Raw genomic sequence first — 16,228 nt, forward strand, 5'->3', positions numbered from 1 at the left:
CACCCCCTAGACCACTTCCCGCACCGTCGGGAAGTGGCAGGAGGCCACGTGGTCGGCCGCGTGCGCGGTCGGCTCCGGGACCTCCGTCTCGCAGCGCGCGCGCCGATCCGGGTCCAGCCCCGCGTACACCGGGCACCGGCCCCTGAACCGGCAGCCCTCGTAGCGCCGGGTGGGGCTCGGCGGGTCGCCCGCCAGCAGGATCCGGTCGCGCTGCCGCTCGCGCTCGCGTTCCGGGTCGGGCAGCGGCACCGCGGACAGCAGCGCCTGGGTGTACGGGTGGCGGGGGCGCTCGAAGACGTCCCGGACGGCCCCGGCCTCGACGGTCCGCCCGAGGTAGACGACGCTGACCCGGTCGGCGATGTGCCGTACGACGGACAGGTCGTGCGAGACGAAGAGGTAGGCGAGCCCCAGCTCCGACTTGAGCCGCCGCAGCAGGTTCAGGACCCCGGCCTGGACGGACACGTCGAGCGCGGAGACGGGCTCGTCGAGCACCAGCAGCTTCGGCCGCACGGAGAGCGCCCGGGCGATCCCGATGCGCTGGCGCTGTCCGCCGGAGAACTCGTGCGGGAAGCGTTCGGCGGCGCCCCGGTCGAGCCCGACCTGGTCGAGGAGTTCGGGCACCCGCCGGGCGGCGCTCACCCGGTCCGTCCCTTGTGCGCGGAGCGGTTCGGCGATGATGTCACCGACCGGCATGCGGGGGTCGAGGCTGGCCATCGGGTCCTGGAAGACGATCTGCACCTGGCCGCGCAGGGCCCGTCGCTCGGCCTTGGTCAGCGTGGCCGAGGACTTTCCGAACAGCTCGATCTCGCCGCCCTCGGGCCGGGCGAGGTGGAGGAGTTCGAAGAGGGTGGTGGACTTCCCCGAGCCCGACTCCCCCACCAGCGCGAGTGTCTCCCCGCCGCGGATGGCGAGGTCGACCCCGTCGACGGCGTGCACCGTCCCGATCCGCCGCTTGAAGGCGCTCCCCTTGAGCACGGGGAACGTCTTGACGAGCCCGGTCACCTTGAGCACCGTTTCCCCGGTGGCGCGCTCGGGCGCCGGCGGGATCTCGGGCACGGGGTAGACGTCGAGCACGCCGAGCCCCTTGTCCACGATCTCACCGGCACGGAGGCACGCGGCGAGGTGCTCCGCGCCCTCCGCAGGGCCGTCCGGCGCCACGGGCGCGAGGCCCGGGTCGCTCTGCGCGCAGCGGTCCTGGGCCATCGGGCAGCGCGGCGCGAAGGCGCATCCCGGCCCCGCCTGCCCCGCCGCGGGCGGCGATCCGGGGATGGGGACGAGCGCGCCGCCGCCCCCGTCGAGCCGGGGCACCGCCCCGATCAGCCCCATCGTGTAGGGCATCGAGGGGCGCCCGAACACCTCGGAGGCCGTGCCCGTCTCGACGATGCGCCCCGCGTACATGACCGCGACCCGGTCCGCCGTGCCCGCGATGACCCCGAGGTCGTGGCTGACCAGGACCAGCGCCGCCCCGGTCTCGCGCTGGGCCGTGCGCAGCACGTCGAGGATCTGCGCCTGGATGGTGACGTCCAGGGCCGTGGTCGGCTCGTCGGCGAGCAGGACGTCCGGGTCGTTGGCCATGGCCATCGCGATCATGGCGCGCTGCCGCATCCCGCCCGAGAACTCGTGCGGGAACGCCTGGGCGCGCAGGGCCGGTTCGGGTATGCCGACCAGGTCGAGGAGTTCCACCGCGCGCGCCCGGGCGCGGTCCCGCGAGACGTCCTGGTGGGCGCGGACCGCCTCCGCGATCTGGTCGCCGATCCGGTACACCGGGGTGAAGGCGGACAGCGGGTCCTGGAACACCATCCCGATGCGCTGCCCGCGCACCGCCGTGAGCGCGGTGTCCGAAGCGCCGACCAGCTCGGTCGGACCGAGCCGGACCGAGCCCCGTACGGCGGCGTTGGCGGGGAGGAGGCCGAGCATCGCGAGCGCGGTCGCGGACTTGCCCGAGCCCGACTCCCCGACCAGGCCCAGGACTTCGCCGCGGGCGAGGGAGAAGCTCACCCCGCGCACGGCGGGGACGCCGTCGAAGTCGACTTCCAGGTCCGTGACGGACAGCACCGCGCCGGTCGCACTCATCGGCCGACTCCCTTCGCTCCGGTGCGGGCGGGCCCGGGGGTGCGCTTCGACCGCGTCGACGTCGGGTCGAGCGCGTCCCGCAGCCCGTCCCCCACCAGGTTCACCGCGAGGACGAACACGATCAGCAGCCCGGCGGCGAAGAAGAACATCCACGGGTAGGTGACCGCCGCCCCCGTGGTGCTCGCGATCAGCGTGCCGAGCGAGACGTCCGGCGCCTGGACGCCGAACCCGAAGTACGAGAGCGCGGTCTCGCTCATCACCGCGCCGCCGACGGCGATCGTCGCGTCGATGATGAGGAACGAGGCGATGTTGGGCAGGATGTGCCGCCAGATGATCCGCAGCGGCCCCACGCCCATGTACACGGCCGCCTTGACGAACTCCCGCTCCTTGAGCGACAGCGTCATCGACCGCACCACCCGCGCCGTGATCATCCAGCCGAACACGGCGAGCAGCGCGACGAAGGCGACCCAGCCGCCGCCGCGCAGCCGCGGCGAGACGATCGCGATGATCAGGAACGACGGGAAGACGAGCAGCAGGTCCACGAAGAACATCAGCAGCCGGTCCGGCCAGCCGCCGAAGTATCCGGCGCAGGCGCCGACCAGGGAGGCGAGGACCGTCGAGAACAGTGCCACGAGCAGCCCGATGATCAAGGATTTCTGGAGCCCTCGGACGGTCTGCGCGAAGACGTCCTGGCCGATCCGGTTGGTGCCCCACCAGTGGTCGGCACCCGGCGCGGACCGCAGCGCGGTGTAGTCGATGTGGCTGTAGTCCCACGGGCTGACGAGCGGCCCGGCGAAGGCGAGCAGGAAGAGGAGCAGCAGGACGGCGGCGCCCCCGAGCGCGCTGCGGTTGTGCAGGAAGCGGCGCAGTACGACGGTGGTGCGCCCGGCGGGGCGGGCGACGCCCGGCGTGCCCGGGACGCTGCTCTCGATGACGGCGGTCATGGTCGGCGATCTCCTGGATCAGGCGTCTGGGTCAGGCGTGGCGGATGCGCGGGTCGAGCGCGGCGTGCAGCACATCCGCGAGGAAGCCGGACAGGAGCACCGTCACGGCGGCGAACACGTTGACGGCGACGACCGAGTTGACGTCGTTCTTGCCGATGGAGGAGATGAACCATTCGCCCATGCCGTGCCAGCCGAAGATCGTCTCGGTGAAGGTGGCGCCGGTGAACAGGGCCAGGAATCCGTAGCTGAAGTACGTCGACATGGGGATCAGCGCGGTCCGCAGGCCGTGTGTGAGCAGCACCCGGCGGCGGCTGAGGCCCTTGGCGGCGGCGGTGCGCAGGTAGTCCGATCCGAGCACGTCCAGCATGGTGGAGCGCTGGTAGCGGCTGTAGCCGGCGATCGCGCCGAGCCCGATGGAGATGGTGGGCAGCAGCAGGTGGACGCCCCGGTCCTTGAACACCGCCCAGAAGCCCGACTCGACACCGGGGGTCTTCTCGCCGGTGAACTGGATGACGTCGGTGCCGGTCCTCGTGTTGAACCAGATCGCGCCGATCTTGAGCAGAACGGCCAGGAGGAACACGGGAGTCGAGAGCAGCACGAAGGAGGTGAGCGTCACCATCCGGTCGGACAGGCGGTACTGGCGCACGGCCGTCCAGGCCCCGATGAGCACGCCGATCACGGTCCCGGCGATCGTACCGAAGAGCAGCAGCCGCAGGCTGACGCCGATCCGCCGCCCGAACTCGGCGCCCACCGAGGTCCCGTCGATGGTCTGCCCGAGGTCGCCGCGCAGGGCGTGTCCGGCCCAGGCCGCGAAGCGGGAGACCAGCGGGGTGTGGTCGTTGACGCCGAGCGCGGTGAGGTGGTGGTCCACCGAGACGGGTGACAGAGGGGGCTGCCGGCCCTCGTAGTACGCCCGCGGGTCGAGGGCGTAGGAGGCGAGCAGGTACGAGAGGCAGACGGCGGCCAGCAGCAGCACGGCGTAGTAGCCGAGCCGCTTGGCCAGGTAGGCGGCCACGGGGTGAACCTCCGCATGTGCTCGTGATCCACGGGGGATCGTCAGGACAACGCGACACCCGGAGGTGGCCCGGGGATCACGGCCGCGGCAGGTCAACCTGGCGAATTAGTCGGCTTGTTGACACAGCTTGACCGCTGTTTGTTGCGGACATGCTAAGAAAACATATCGGGATTCCAGCAGGCCTCCCCGCGGAGCGCAAGATCTCCTACGGTCGGCCCAGCCTGCGGTCCCGCACAGGCCGCCCACAACCGGAGGAAGTGTCCGATGCGCAGAACCACGGTCGTCGCCCTAGCAGCAGCCCTGTCGGCCACCCTGCTGGTGTCCGCCTGCGACTCCTCCGGCGCGGACGACGACGCATCGGCGAAGAAGGAGGCGGCGCCCGCCGTCGACGGACAGAACATCAACGCACAGCCGGTGAGCGCCCTCAAACAGGGCGGCTCGCTGAGGATCGCCATCGACCAGTGGATCACCCAGTACAACATCAACCAGGTGGACGGGCAGCAGGGCGACGGCGCGGAGATCGCCAGGGCCGTCCTGCCGCACCTCTTCTACGCGGACGCGAAGGGGGTCGGTCAGCCGAACCCCGCCTTCCTGGCCTCGGCGAAGGTCGTCTCGACCAGCCCTCAGGTGATCGAGTACCAGCTCAACCCGAAGGCGCACTGGTCCGACGGAACACCGCTGGGCTGGAAGGACTTCGAGGCGCAGTGGAAGGCGCTGAACGGCTCGGACAAGGCCTACGAGGCCGCCGACACCTCCGGCTACGACCAGATCGCGAAGGTCGAGCAGGGCGCCGACGAGCACGGGGTGAAGGTCACCTTCACCACGCCGTACGCCGACTGGCAGCGGCTCTTCGACCCGCTGTACCCGGCCGCCTATACCGACACCCCCGAGAAGTTCAACAAGGGCTGGGCGGAGAAGGCACCGGTCACCTCGGGCGCCTTCAAGGTCGGTACCTACGACAAGACCGCGCAGACCATCACGCTGGTCCCCGACCCGCAGTGGTGGGGGGACAAGCCCAAGCTGGACTCGCTCGTCTACCGCGTCCTGGACCGCTCCGCGCGCACCGAGGCCTTCCTCAACAAGGAGCTGGACGAGGCGCCCGCGCTGCTGCCCGAGGACTACAAGCGGCTGGTCAAGGACCCCGCGACGGACATCCGGCGCGGCGCGCGCTGGGACGAGGTGCACATCACCCTCAACGCCGCGCGCGGCCCGCTCCAGGACGTCAAGGTGCGCAACGCGCTCCAGGCGGCCATCGACCGCAAGGGCATCAACGCCAGCTTCGCCAAGGACCTCTCCTTCGAACTGAAGCCGCTGAACAACCACTTCTTCATGCCGAACCAGGCGGGCTACAAGGACAACTCCAGCGAGTTCGACGCCTACGACCCGGCGAAGGCGGCCAAGCTCCTCGACGAGGCCGGCTGGAAGGACGCGGGCCAGGGCAAGCCGCGGACCAAGGACGGCAAGGAGCTGACCCTGGACTACACGCTCAGCGCGGGCGGTTCCTCCGCACAGGAGGACCAGGCCCAGCTGGTGCAGCAGCAGTTGAGCGCCGTGGGCGTCAAGGTCGACATCAAGAAGGTCCCGGCGAACGACTACTTCAGCAAGTTCGTCAACACCGGGAACTTCGACCTCGTCAGCTTCCGCAACGTCGACGAGGCCTACACCTCGAAGCTCATCCCGGTCTTCCAGCAGCCGCAGGGCAACAACCTCTTCCAGAACTTCGGTTCGGTCGGCAGCCCCCGGATCGACGAGCTGCTGAAGAAGGCCGGCCAGACCACGGACCGCGCCGAGGCCCTGCGGCTCTACAACGAGGCCGACGCCGAGATCTACAAGCTGGGCCACTCCATCGAGCTGTACCAGCGCCCCGAGATCACCGCGGACCGCAAGGGCCTCGCCAACTTCGGCGCGGGCGGCCTCGCGGACGTCGACTACACGAAGGTGGGCTGGCAGAACTGACCCGGGCGGGGCGGCCCGGCGGTTCAGCCGGCCGGCGGCGGCAGCGGCCCGGGCCCGACCAGGGCACGGGCCGCCGCGAACTCTTCCCGGGCCGCCTCCTCGGCCACCTCCAGGTACGCGAAGGCGTCCTCCCCGATCGGGACGCGCAGCGGAGTGGCCGCCTCGGAGGCGACGAGCGCCAGCACGGTGTCGGCGAAGTCCTCCGGTCTCCCGTACTCCTGGTTGTCCTCCATCCCCCGGAACCCGTCGAGCATCTCGCCGGTCGCCTCCGCGTAGACCGGGAGGCGGTGCGCCGCCTCCGCGAGCGAGGCCCCGTACCGGGTGGCGAAGACGCCGGGCTCGGCGACCGTGACCCGTACGCCGAAGGGGGCGACCTCCGCGGCCAGCGCCTGGCTCATGCCCTCCAGGGCGTACTTGCCCGCGACGTAGGACGCCAGCCCGGGGAAGGCCATGCGGCCGCCGAGCGAGGAGACGTTGACGACATGGCCGTGGCCCTGGGCTCTCATCAGCGGCAGGACCAGGCGCGTCAGGCGCCAGGGTCCGACCAGCAGGGTCTCCAGCTGGTCGCGCAGCTCGGCGTCGCCGACCTCCTCGACCGTGCCGAAGAGGCCGCTGCCCGCGTTGTTGACGAGGACGTCGATCCCGCCCATGCGCTCCACGGCGGTACGGACGGCCCGCTCGCACTGGTCGGCGTCGCGCAGCTCCAGTTCGACCGGCGTGACCCGCCCGGGCCAGGCCCGGACCAGCTCCTCCAGGGCCGCGGCCTTGCGGGCGGTCACCGCCACCCGGTCGCCGGCGCGGGCCGCGGCCGTGGCCACCGCCCGTCCCAGCCCCGAGGAACACCCCGTCACCAGCCAACGACGCTCCATCGGATCCCCCTTCGACGTCCACACCGGCCGCCATGGTCACCGCGTCCCGCCCGGGCCGCACAGCCCCCGGTATCGGCGCACGGGAGCGCGGGGGCGCGAACCCCCGGCCCCCGCACGCCGCCCGCCGCCGCGGGCCCGGCACCCGGGACCGCAGGCGTCACCTCACGCGTCACAAGCGTCACCTCACGCGTCACAAGAGGCGTCACCAACCCCGGGAAGGTGCGGTGGTGACACTCTCGGCAGCGGGCCCCGCCGTCCCCGCCACCTCCGGCGTCACCGCGAGCGTGCTGCTCGGGCTGGCGGTCGTCCTCGCCGTCGCCCACCTCTTCGGCCGTCTCGCCCAGCGGGTCCGCCAGCCCGCCGTGATCGGTGAGATCGTGGCCGGCCTCGCCCTCGGGCCCAGTCTGCTCGGGCTGCTCCCGGGCGGCCTCTGCGACCGGCTGTTCCCCGCGGACGTTCGCCCGTTCCTGACCGTCCTCGCCCAACTGGGCCTCGTCCTCTTCATGTTCGGCGTCGGCTACCGGGTCGAACCCGCCCGGCTGCGGGGCTCCGGCCGACAGGTGGCGGCCGTGTCGCTGAGCTCGCTCGCCCTCCCCTTCCTGCTGGGCGCGGGCCTCGCGGTGGTCCTGGCGGCTCGCTCCACCACGGCGCGGCCTGCCCCGCACGGCCTGCCGGCCTCCGCCCTCTTCCTGGGCGTGGCGATGTCCGTCACCGCCTTCCCCGTGCTGGCCCGGATCATCGACGAGCGCGGCCTGAACCGGAGCCGGCTCGGCGCGGTGGCGCTCGCCTGCGCCGCCGTCCAGGACGTCCTCGCCTGGTGCGCCCTCGCGGGGGTCGTCGCCCTGGTACGGGCCACCGGCCGGGCGTCGCCGGTGTGGCCGGCCGTCGAGGCGGCCGTCTTCCTCTGCGCCCTGCTCTACGCCGTCAGGCCGGGCCTGCGGTGGCTGCTGGCGCCCGGGCGGCGCCGGGCCGGGGGGCCGTTCACGCACGCGGTCCTGGTCACCGGGCTGCTGCTGAGCGCGTGGGCGACGGAAGCGATGGGTCTGCACGCGGTCTTCGGTGCCTTCGCCTTCGGCGCGGTGGTCCCCCGCGGGCACGTCGACGCGGGCGCGCCGCAGGCCGCCGAGCGCATCGAGCAGACCAGCCTCCTGCTGCTGCCCGCCTTCTTCACCGTGACGGGTCTCTCGACGGACCTCGGGGGGCTCGGCCTCCAGGGCGCGCTCGTCCTGGCGGCCGCGGTCGTGGTCGCCTGCGCGGGCAAGTTCGCGGGCGCCTTCGGCGCGGCCCGGCTCACCGGGGCCCCGGCGCGCGAGTCGGCCGCCCTCGGCATCCTCCTCAACACCCGCGGGCTGACCGAACTGGTCGTCCTGAACGTCGGCCTCTCGCTGGAGGTCCTGGACTCCAGGACGTTCACCGCGATGGTCTTCATGGCGCTGATCACCACCCTGATGACCGGGCCGCTGCTGCACCTGGTCCTGGGCGGCCGGCCCGGGGACCAGGCCTAGGCGGCGCCGTCCAGCGCTCCTTTTGCGCCGCCCGGGCGGCTTCGGCGAGAGAACCCATGACCGCGGCACTAGACTGACCGGCTGTTTGGTGCTGGACCGGAACAACCCTGGCAAACCTGGGCTCCACCGGCGACCCGGACGTTTCCGGGACCGAGACGCGAGGGCCGATGGCAGCCACACCTGAGCACGGTGAACTGACACTGCTCGCCGACGGGACCGCCCTCGACGACGGCGAGGGGCACGGGGACGACGAGGGGCCCGGCGGCCACGGAGGCGACGGGGGGCACGGGGAGCCCGGCAAGTCCGCCCTGTTCTCCGCGGGCCCCCCCGCCCCGGCACGCACCCTCGTCGACATCTTCGAGGCCACCGTCCGGGCGTATCCCGACGAGCCCGCCCTGGACGACGGCACCGCCCGGCTGACCTACCGGGCGCTGGCCGCCGAGGTCGAGCGCCGCCGGCGCGCCCTCGCGGCCGCCGGGGTGGGGCTGGGCGACCGGATCGGCGTACGGGTGCCGTCCGGGACGAACGAGCTGTACGTGTCCATCCTCGCCGTGCTCGCCGCGGGCGCCGCCTACGTGCCGGTCGACGCGGAGGACCCGGACGAGCGGGCCGAGCTGGTCTTCGGCGAGGCCGGGGTGCGGGCGGTGCTGGGCGCCGGGCGCCGCATCGACGTCACCGGCCTGCCGGACGCCCCGGCCGCCGCCGCGCGGCCCGGCCCCGAGCAGGACGCGTGGATCATCTTCACCTCCGGCTCCACCGGCAAGCCCAAGGGCGTCGCCGTGAGCCACCGCAGCGCCGCCGCCTTCGTCGACGCGGAAGCCGCGCTGTTCCTCACCGAGGATCCGATCGGCCCCGGCGACCGTGTCATGGCCGGGCTGTCCGTCGCCTTCGACGCGTCCTGCGAGGAGATGTGGCTGGCCTGGCGCTACGGCGCCTGCCTCGTGCCCGTCCCCCGCTCCCAGGTGCGCAGCGGCGCCGACCTCGGCCCCTGGCTGATGGAGCAGGAGATCAGCGTGGTCTCCACCGTGCCGACGCTGGCCGCGCTCTGGGAGCCCGAGACCCTGGACGAGGTCCGGCTGCTGATCTTCGGCGGGGAGGCCTGCCCGCCCGAGCTGACCCAGCGCCTGGTCACCGAGGGCCGCGAGGTCTGGAACACGTACGGACCCACCGAGGCCACCGTCGTCGCCTGCGCCTCCCTGCTGACCGGCGCGGAACCCATCCGGATCGGCCTCCCGCTGAACGGCTGGGAGCTGGCCGTGGTCGACGAGTCCGGCGAGCCCGTGCCCATGGGCGGCAGTGGACAGCTCGTGATCGGCGGCGTCGGCCTGGCGCGCTACCTCGACCCGGCGAAGGACGCCGAGAAGTACGCCCCGCTGGAATCCCTCGGCTGGGAGCGGGCGTACCGCAGCGGTGACCTCGTCCGCGCCGAACCGGAGGGGCTGGTCTTCCTCGGCCGCGGTGACGAGCAGATCAAGCTCGGCGGCCGCCGGATCGAGCTGGGCGAGGTGGACGCCGCGCTGCAGGCGCTGCCGGGCGTGGCCGGAGCGGCGGCCGCCGTGCGCACGGCGCGCAGCGGCAACCAGCTGCTCGTCGGCTACGTCGTGACCCAGGAGGGCTGGGACCGGGCGGCGGCCACCCGGCGGCTGCGCGCCGAGCTGCCCGCCGCCCTCGTGCCGCTGCTCGCACCGGTCGAGGAGTTGCCGACCCGGACCTCGGGCAAGGTGGACCGCGACGCGCTGCCGTGGCCGCTGCCCGACCTGGAGACCAGCGGTCCCACCGAGCAGCTGTACGGCACCGAGGCCTGGCTCGCCGAGCAGTGGAGCGAGACCCTCGGCGTGGCCGTCACCGGCGGCGCCGACGACTTCTTCGCGATCGGCGGCAACAGCCTCGCCGCCGCCCAGCTCACCACCCGGCTGCGCACCCGCTATCCGCGGGCGGCCGTCCTCGACATCTATCAGCAGCCCACCCTGCGCAAACTGGCCCGGCGGCTGGAGAAGTCCGTACGGGACGACGGCGCGGCCCGCGTCGTCGCGCCCGTCCCGCTCCGCTCCCAGCTGGTGCAATGGTTCCTGCTGCTGCCGCTCTTCACCCTGGCCGGGCTGCGCTGGACCGTGCCGGTGCTGGCCCTGGGCAACGTGCTGCACTGGTTCGGCCCGTATCCGTGGGCGCCCACCGCCTCGTGGTGGCTGGTCGGCGCGGGCGCCGTGCTGCTGTTCAGCCCGCCGGGCCGGCTCGCGATCTCGGCGGGCGGCGCGCGGCTGCTGCTGCGCGGGGTGAAGGCGGGGCGCTACCCGCGCGGCGGCAGCGTGCACCTGCGGCTGTGGACGGCCGAGCGGCTGGCCGAGTACTCCGGCGCGACCTCGCTCAGCGGTTCCTGGCTGGAGCGGTACGCGCGGGCGCTGGGCGCCAAGGTCGGCCCCGAGGTGGACCTGCACTCGCTGCCCCCGGTGACGGGCATGCTCAAGCTGGGCCGCGGCTGCGCCGTCGAGTCCGAGGTGGACCTCTGCGGGCACTGGCTCGACGGGGACCGGCTGGAGATCGGCCCGGTCAAGGTGGGCGCGGGCGCGGTGGTCGGCACCCGCAGCCTGCTCTTCCCCGGTGCGCGGGTCGGCAAGCGGGCGGAGGTGGCCCCCGGCTCCGCGGTGGCCGGGCAGGTTCCCACCGGCCAGCGGTGGGCCGGGGCGCCCGCCGTCAAGCTCGGCAAGGCCAAGCGGAACTGGCCCGGGGACCGCCCGCCGCGCCCGGTCCGCTGGCGCGCCGCCTACGGGGCGGCCGGGTTCTGCCTCACGGCCCTGCCCGTGCTCGCCACGCTGCCCGCCCTGCTGGTGGCGAGCCGGTTCGTACCCGCCGACGCGGAGGCGGGCCAGGCGCTGCGCGGAGCCCTGCTCGCCGTGGTGCCCGCGGCGCTCGCCTTCGGGTGCGCGTACGCGCTGCTCCTGCTGGTCTCCGTACGGCTGCTCAGCCTGGGGCTGCGCACCGGGGTCCACCCGACACACAGCAGGATCGGCTGGCAGGCCTGGACGGTCACCCAGCTGATGGACCTGTCCCGCGAGACGCTCTTCCCGCTGTACGCCGGGCTGATCACCCCGGTGTGGCTGCGGCTGCTCGGCATGAGGATCGGCCGGGGCGCGGAGGTGTCCACCGTGCTCGCGCTGCCGAGCCTCACCACCGTGGGCGAGGGCGCGTTCCTCGCCGACGACACCCTGACCGCCCCCTACGAGCTGGGCGGCGGCTGGATGCGGATCGGGCACTCCGCGATCGGCCGCCGGGCGTTCCTCGGCAACTCCGGCATGACCGCGCCCGGCCGTACGGTGCCGGACGGCGGGCTGGTCGGCGTGCTGTCCGCGACCCCGAAGAAGGCCAAGAAGGGCAGCTCGTACCTGGGTCTGCCGCCGGTCCGGCTGCCGCGGTCCACCGCGGACTCCGACCAGAGCCGGACCTACGACCCGCCCGCGCGGCTGCTGTGGGCGCGCGGCCTGGTCGAGACGTGCCGGCTCCTCCCGGTGTTCTGTTCGGCCGCGCTGGCCGTCCTGACCGTGGCGGCGCTCTGCGCGCTGAGCACCTCGACCGCGCTCGGCGCGGGCGCGGCCGCCCTGCTGTCCGGAGCGGTCCTGCTCGCCGCGGGCCTCGTCGCGGGCGCGGTGACCGTGGCCGCGAAGTGGCTGCTGGTGGGCCGCCACCGGACCGGCGAGCACCCGTTGTGGAGCGGCTTCGTGTGGCGCAACGAACTGGCCGACACGTTCGTCGAGGTGCTGGCCGTGCCCTGGCTGGCCGGATCGGTACCCGGTACGCCGCTGCTGGCCCTGTGGCTGCGGGGGCTCGGTGCGCGGATCGGCCGGGGCGTGTGGTGCGAGAGCTACTGGCTGCCCGAGACGGACCTGGTGGCGCTGGGTGACGGGGTCAGCGTGAACCGGGGCTGCGTGTTGCAGACACACCTCTTCCACGACCGGATCTTGAGGACGGATACTGTGGTCCTCCATGAGGGCGCCACCCTGGGCCCGGGCGGAATCGTCCTGCCCGGGAGCACGGTCGGCGCCCACAGCACACTGGGTCCCGCCTCCCTCGTGATGGCCGGTGAATCCGTCCCCGCCGGCACCCGTTGGCTGGGCAACCCGATCGAGGCGTGGCGGACCTGAGAGGGCCCGGGCACAGCGCAGGGAACGGAAGCGTCCATGAGTGGCCAGACGACAGCGGCATCCGACCCGTACTTTCCGGCCAACGGTGACCCCCGCTACCGCGTGCACCGGTACGAACTCGCTCTGGAGTACCGTCCCCGCCCCAACCGGCTGGCGGGGACGGCCCGGATCAGCGCGATCGCCGGGCGGGCTCCGCTCTCCGAGTTCTTCCTGAACCTGGCCGAGTTCAAAATAGGGCGGGTCCTGGTCAACGGCCGGGCGTCGCACTCCACGCACCGGGGCGGCAAGCTCCTCGTCCGGCCCGCCAAGCCGCTGCCCGCCGGTACCGCGTTCACGGTGGACGTCCACTGGGTGGGCAACCCCAAGCCGGTGCGCAGCCCGTGGGGCGGCATCGGCTGGGAGGAGCTGACCGACGGCGCTCTCGTGGCCAGCCAGCCGGTCGGCGCGCCGTCCTGGTACCCGTGCAACGACCGGCCGGCCGACAAGGCCTCGTACCAGATCTCGGTCAACGTCCCCTCCGCCTACACCGTGGTGGCCGTCGGCCGGCTGCTCACCCGGACGACCAGGGCCTCCACGACCACGTGGGTGTACGAGCAGCCCGCGCCCACGTCCAGCTACCTGGTCGGGCTGTCCATCGGCATGTACCAGACGGTACTGCTGGGGGACCCGGGGCTCGGGGGCGTCCCGCAGAGCGCCCACGTCCCGGCGCACCTGCTGCCGCGGTTCTCCCGTGACTTCGCCCGCCAGCCCGAGATGATGCGGCTGTTCGAGGAGCTCTTCGGGCCCTATCCCTTCGGCGAATACGCGGTGGTCGTCGCCGACGAGGAGCTGGACGTCCCGGTGGAGGCCCAGGGCCTCTCCCTGTTCGGCGCCAACCACGTGGACGGCGCCCGGGGATCGGAGCGCCTGGTCGCCCACGAGCTGGCGCACCAGTGGTTCGGCAACAGCGTGACCATCGCCGACTGGCGGCACATCTGGCTGAACGAGGGCTTCGCGAAGTACGCCGAGTGGCTCTGGTCGGAGCGCTCCGGCGGCCGCAGCGCACACGAACTGGCCGCCGTGGCACACCGGTTGCTGGCCTCGCAGCCGCAGGACCTCACCCTGGCCGACCCGGGCCGGAAGCTGATGTTCGACGACCGCCTGTACCAGCGCGGCGGTCTCGCCGTGCACGCGCTCCGCTGCGCCCTGGGTGACCTCGCGTTCTTCCGGATGCTGCGCGAGTGGGCCACGGCGCATCGCCACGGCGTGGTGAGCACCGCCGTTTTCACCGCCCACGCGGCCCGTTACGCGACGGAGCCGGTGGACGACCTGCTGGCCGCCTGGCTGTACGAGCCGTCCCTCCCGCCCCTGCCGGTACCGGCCGGACGCCCGTCGGCACCGGCGCCGGCGCGGCCCGCGTACCCGCCGACGAACGGCGAGCACGCGAGCCACGGCCGGTGACCCGGGCGGATTCAGGTCAGTTGTTCGAGCCGACCGTGTTGTTGTGACCGGCGTTGAAGACGTCGTCAGCGGCGAACTGGCCCCAGTTGCCGAAGACGAAGGTGTACGAGGCACCCTCGGGCACGGTCACATTGACATCGGCGGCCGCGGCGGAGGCACCGCCCAGGACGATGACGAGCGCGGCGGCGGCGGTCAGTACGGCGGAAACAGAGCGCACGGAAAGGCCTTTCGTAGGTCGGACGAAGGGGCACGGGTGAACAACCCCGCCCGGCGAACGGACGGGCCCCCAGTCAAGGAGCACCCACCGCACATCGCCCGCAGGCACTCCGGCCCGCCCCCCAGAGCAACCGCTTTGTACCAGCGCCGGGTGGGAACCACGCCTTCCGGATATCCACTCCTCCTGGGTGACGACGTTCCGTCCCTTGGAGGAGTGACCACCTTGAACACCTCGGACACCTCGGACAAGACCCCGTCCCGCCGCAGGGTGCTCGCGTGGGGAGCCGGGACCGGAGCCGGAGCCGCGCTGGCCCTCGGCCCGGCGACGAGCGCGAGCGCGTACGCCGCCACGCCCGGCGGCGGCGGCGCCCCGCTCGCCCGTGAGCTGGCGGCCCTGGAACGGCGGCACTCCGCCCGCCTGGGGGTCTACGCCCACGACACCGCGACCGGCCGGAGCGTGCGGTACCGCGCCACCGAGCGCTTCCCCCTCTGCTCGGTCTTCAAGACGCTCGCGGTCGCGGCCGTGCTGCGCGACCTCGACCGCGACGGGGACTTCCTGGCCCAGCGCATCCGGTACACCCGAAAGGACGTCACCGACTCGGGGTACGCGCCGATCACGGGCACGCCCGAGAACCTCGCCGCCGGCATGACGGTGGAGGACCTCTGCGCCGCCGCCATCCGCTACAGCGACAACGCGGCGGCGAACCTCCTCCTCCGCGAGCTGGGAGGGCCCGCCGCGGTCACCCGGTTCTGCCGCTCGATCGGAGACGCTACGACGCGCCTCGACCGCTGGGAGCCCGAGCTGAACTCGGCCGAACCGTGGCGTACGACCGATATGACCAGCCCCCTCGCCATCGGGCAGAGCTACGCGCGCCTCGCGCTGGGCGACGCCCTCCCGGCCCGGCAGCGCGAGCGGCTCACCGGGTGGCTGCTGGCCAACACCACGGGCGCCGCGAAGCTGCGGGCGGGCCTGCCGTCCGACTGGACCGTCGCGGACAAGACCGGGAGCGGCGCGTACGGAACCAGCCACGACGTGGGCCTCGTCCGGCCCCCGCACCGGCCGCCCCTCGTGATGGCCGTCCTGACGACGAAGCACGAGCCCGCGGCCCCGGCCGACAGCGCCCTGATCGCCGAAACGGCCACCCTGCTGGCGGCGGCGCTGGGCTGAGCCGGGTGGGGCCGGGTCGGGTTGGATTGGGCTGGGTTGGGCTGGGTTGGGCTGGGTTGGGCTGGGTTGGGCTGGGTTGGGCTGGGTTGGGCTGGGCTGAACGGGGCGGGGCCGGCCCGGGTCGGCGTCGACGAGACCGCCCTCGCTCTCCCGCCGTTGGCAGTCGGCGGGAGCGGTCGGAACCCCCCGAGTGCCGCCGCGTCCCTCCATAATCGCCAAGGAACTGCCTGCCCCGTCGAAAGGCGCCCTTCAATGACCACCCCGCGGGACTTGTTGATCGTCACCATGGACATGAAGTCCAGCCGCCCCGTCGAACAGGGCGAGCTGTCGCTCGCGCTCGCGGGCGCCGAACTGCTCGAGCTCCTCGCCTCCCGGGCCATCGCGCTGGACGGGGATCACATCGTGCCGGGTGACCTGCCCGCCCCGGCCGACGACCGCCTGTTGGACGGGGCGGCCTCGTCGCTCGTCCGGGAGGCGCCCCACGAGTCGGTCACGGACTGGCTGTGGCGCCGGGGCCGCGGCCTCTCCGCGGCCTACCGGGCCGAACTCGAAGCGGAGGGGCAGCTCGTCCGGGAACGCCGCCGCGGGATCTCCTTCCGCGCCGGTCAGCCGGTGCTGGCCGATTCGCCCGCGCGCCGACGGGCCGGGGACCGCTGGGCGTCGGACGACCCCGTCCTCGCCACCCTCGCGGAAGCCGTCGGGGTGCAGCCCCGCGGCGAGCGGACGGACGACGCGCCGGACGTGAGCGACGACGCCGTCGCGACCGTACTGGCCGCCGTCAACGACGCGCTGGTGGAGCTGGCGGCCGTACGGCAGCGCCGGGCCATCGAGGACGCGGCCTTCGACAACATCTGGCGCGGCAGCGGCGGCTGACGGTCCGGGGGCGGTCGCGGTGGCCGTGGCCGT

Annotated in this window: 11 protein-coding genes; 6 read left to right on the forward strand and 5 right to left on the reverse strand. The window is 73.3% G+C overall.

Annotation, left to right across the window (positions count from 1 at the left end):
- Nucleotides 1–6: 6 nt before the first annotated feature.
- Genes ABT084_RS28315 through ABT084_RS28325 form a run of 3 tightly spaced genes read right to left on the reverse strand, consistent with a single transcriptional unit; the run spans nt 7 to nt 4,032 of the window.
- Nucleotides 7–2,073: a dipeptide ABC transporter ATP-binding protein gene (locus ABT084_RS28315; RefSeq protein WP_351049633.1), complete on the reverse strand. Its 2,067-nt coding sequence runs from the start codon at nt 2,071–2,073 to the stop codon at nt 7–9.
- Nucleotides 2,070–3,017 (reverse strand): ABC transporter permease, encoded by a 948-nt coding sequence (locus ABT084_RS28320; protein WP_351049636.1) that lies wholly within the window; start codon nt 3,015–3,017, stop codon nt 2,070–2,072. The genes ABT084_RS28315 and ABT084_RS28320 overlap by 4 nt, the downstream gene beginning before the upstream one ends.
- Before the next feature lie 31 nt (nt 3,018–3,048).
- On the reverse strand, nt 3,049–4,032 hold the full coding sequence (locus ABT084_RS28325; RefSeq protein WP_351049638.1) for an ABC transporter permease: 984 nt from the start codon (nt 4,030–4,032) through the stop codon (nt 3,049–3,051).
- Between the two features lie 264 nt (nt 4,033–4,296).
- On the opposite strand from ABT084_RS28325, the gene ABT084_RS28330 reads away from it, so the two are divergent.
- Entirely contained in the window at nt 4,297–5,988 is a 1,692-nt protein-coding gene (locus ABT084_RS28330) for an ABC transporter family substrate-binding protein (RefSeq protein WP_351049641.1), read from the forward strand.
- Nucleotides 5,989–6,011: 23 nt separating this feature from the next.
- On the opposite strand, the gene ABT084_RS28335 is transcribed toward ABT084_RS28330, so the two are convergent.
- A complete protein-coding gene (locus ABT084_RS28335; protein ID WP_351049644.1) occupies nt 6,012–6,857 on the reverse strand; it encodes an SDR family oxidoreductase in 846 nt (281 codons plus the stop codon).
- Between the two features lie 227 nt (nt 6,858–7,084).
- Here ABT084_RS28335 and ABT084_RS28340 point away from each other — a divergent pair, with 227 nt between their 5' ends.
- The 3 genes from ABT084_RS28340 (at nt 7,085) to ABT084_RS28350 (ending at nt 13,938) form a co-directional block, all read left to right on the forward strand.
- Entirely contained in the window at nt 7,085–8,362 is a 1,278-nt protein-coding gene (locus ABT084_RS28340; RefSeq protein WP_351049647.1) for a cation:proton antiporter, read from the forward strand.
- A 167-nt stretch (nt 8,363–8,529) separates the two neighbouring features.
- The gene (locus tag ABT084_RS28345; protein ID WP_351049650.1) at nt 8,530–12,498 is read left to right on the forward strand and encodes a Pls/PosA family non-ribosomal peptide synthetase; all 3,969 of its coding nucleotides are present in this window, start codon (nt 8,530–8,532) and stop codon (nt 12,496–12,498) included.
- Between the two features lie 36 nt (nt 12,499–12,534).
- Nucleotides 12,535–13,938 (forward strand): M1 family metallopeptidase, encoded by a 1,404-nt coding sequence (locus tag ABT084_RS28350; RefSeq protein WP_351049653.1) that lies wholly within the window; start codon nt 12,535–12,537, stop codon nt 13,936–13,938.
- A gap of 16 nt (nt 13,939–13,954) precedes the next feature.
- On the opposite strand, the gene ABT084_RS28355 is transcribed toward ABT084_RS28350, so the two are convergent.
- Nucleotides 13,955–14,155, reverse strand: coding sequence for a hypothetical protein (locus ABT084_RS28355; protein WP_351049656.1), 201 nt, complete (start codon nt 14,153–14,155; stop codon nt 13,955–13,957).
- A 222-nt stretch (nt 14,156–14,377) separates the two neighbouring features.
- On the opposite strand from ABT084_RS28355, the gene bla reads away from it, so the two are divergent.
- Nucleotides 14,378–15,322: a class A beta-lactamase gene (gene bla, locus ABT084_RS28360; protein ID WP_351049658.1), complete on the forward strand. Its 945-nt coding sequence runs from the start codon at nt 14,378–14,380 to the stop codon at nt 15,320–15,322.
- A 252-nt stretch (nt 15,323–15,574) separates the two neighbouring features.
- The gene (locus ABT084_RS28365; RefSeq protein WP_351049661.1) at nt 15,575–16,195 is read left to right on the forward strand and encodes a GPP34 family phosphoprotein; all 621 of its coding nucleotides are present in this window, start codon (nt 15,575–15,577) and stop codon (nt 16,193–16,195) included.
- The last annotated feature ends 33 nt before the right edge of the window (nt 16,196–16,228 follow it).

Origin of the sequence: Streptomyces sp. NPDC002138 (genome assembly GCF_040296485.1) — a bacterium.
Classification (GTDB): domain Bacteria; phylum Actinomycetota; class Actinomycetes; order Streptomycetales; family Streptomycetaceae; genus Streptomyces.

Excerpts from the sequence above, each read along its gene's own strand:
- ABT084_RS28315 (WP_351049633.1), bottom strand. The coding sequence starts at position 2,073 with ATGAGTGCGACCGGCGCGGTGCTGTCCGTCACGGACCTGGAAGTCGAC.
- ABT084_RS28350 (WP_351049653.1), top strand. The coding sequence starts at position 12,535 with ATGAGTGGCCAGACGACAGCGGCATCCGACCCGTACTTTCCGGCCAAC.
- ABT084_RS28365 (WP_351049661.1), top strand. The coding sequence starts at position 15,575 with ATGACCACCCCGCGGGACTTGTTGATCGTCACCATGGACATGAAGTCC.
- ABT084_RS28330 (WP_351049641.1), top strand. The coding sequence starts at position 4,297 with ATGCGCAGAACCACGGTCGTCGCCCTAGCAGCAGCCCTGTCGGCCACC.
- ABT084_RS28320 (WP_351049636.1), bottom strand. The coding sequence starts at position 3,017 with ATGACCGCCGTCATCGAGAGCAGCGTCCCGGGCACGCCGGGCGTCGCC.
- ABT084_RS28335 (WP_351049644.1), bottom strand. The coding sequence starts at position 6,857 with ATGGAGCGTCGTTGGCTGGTGACGGGGTGTTCCTCGGGGCTGGGACGG.
- ABT084_RS28345 (WP_351049650.1), top strand. The coding sequence starts at position 8,530 with ATGGCAGCCACACCTGAGCACGGTGAACTGACACTGCTCGCCGACGGG.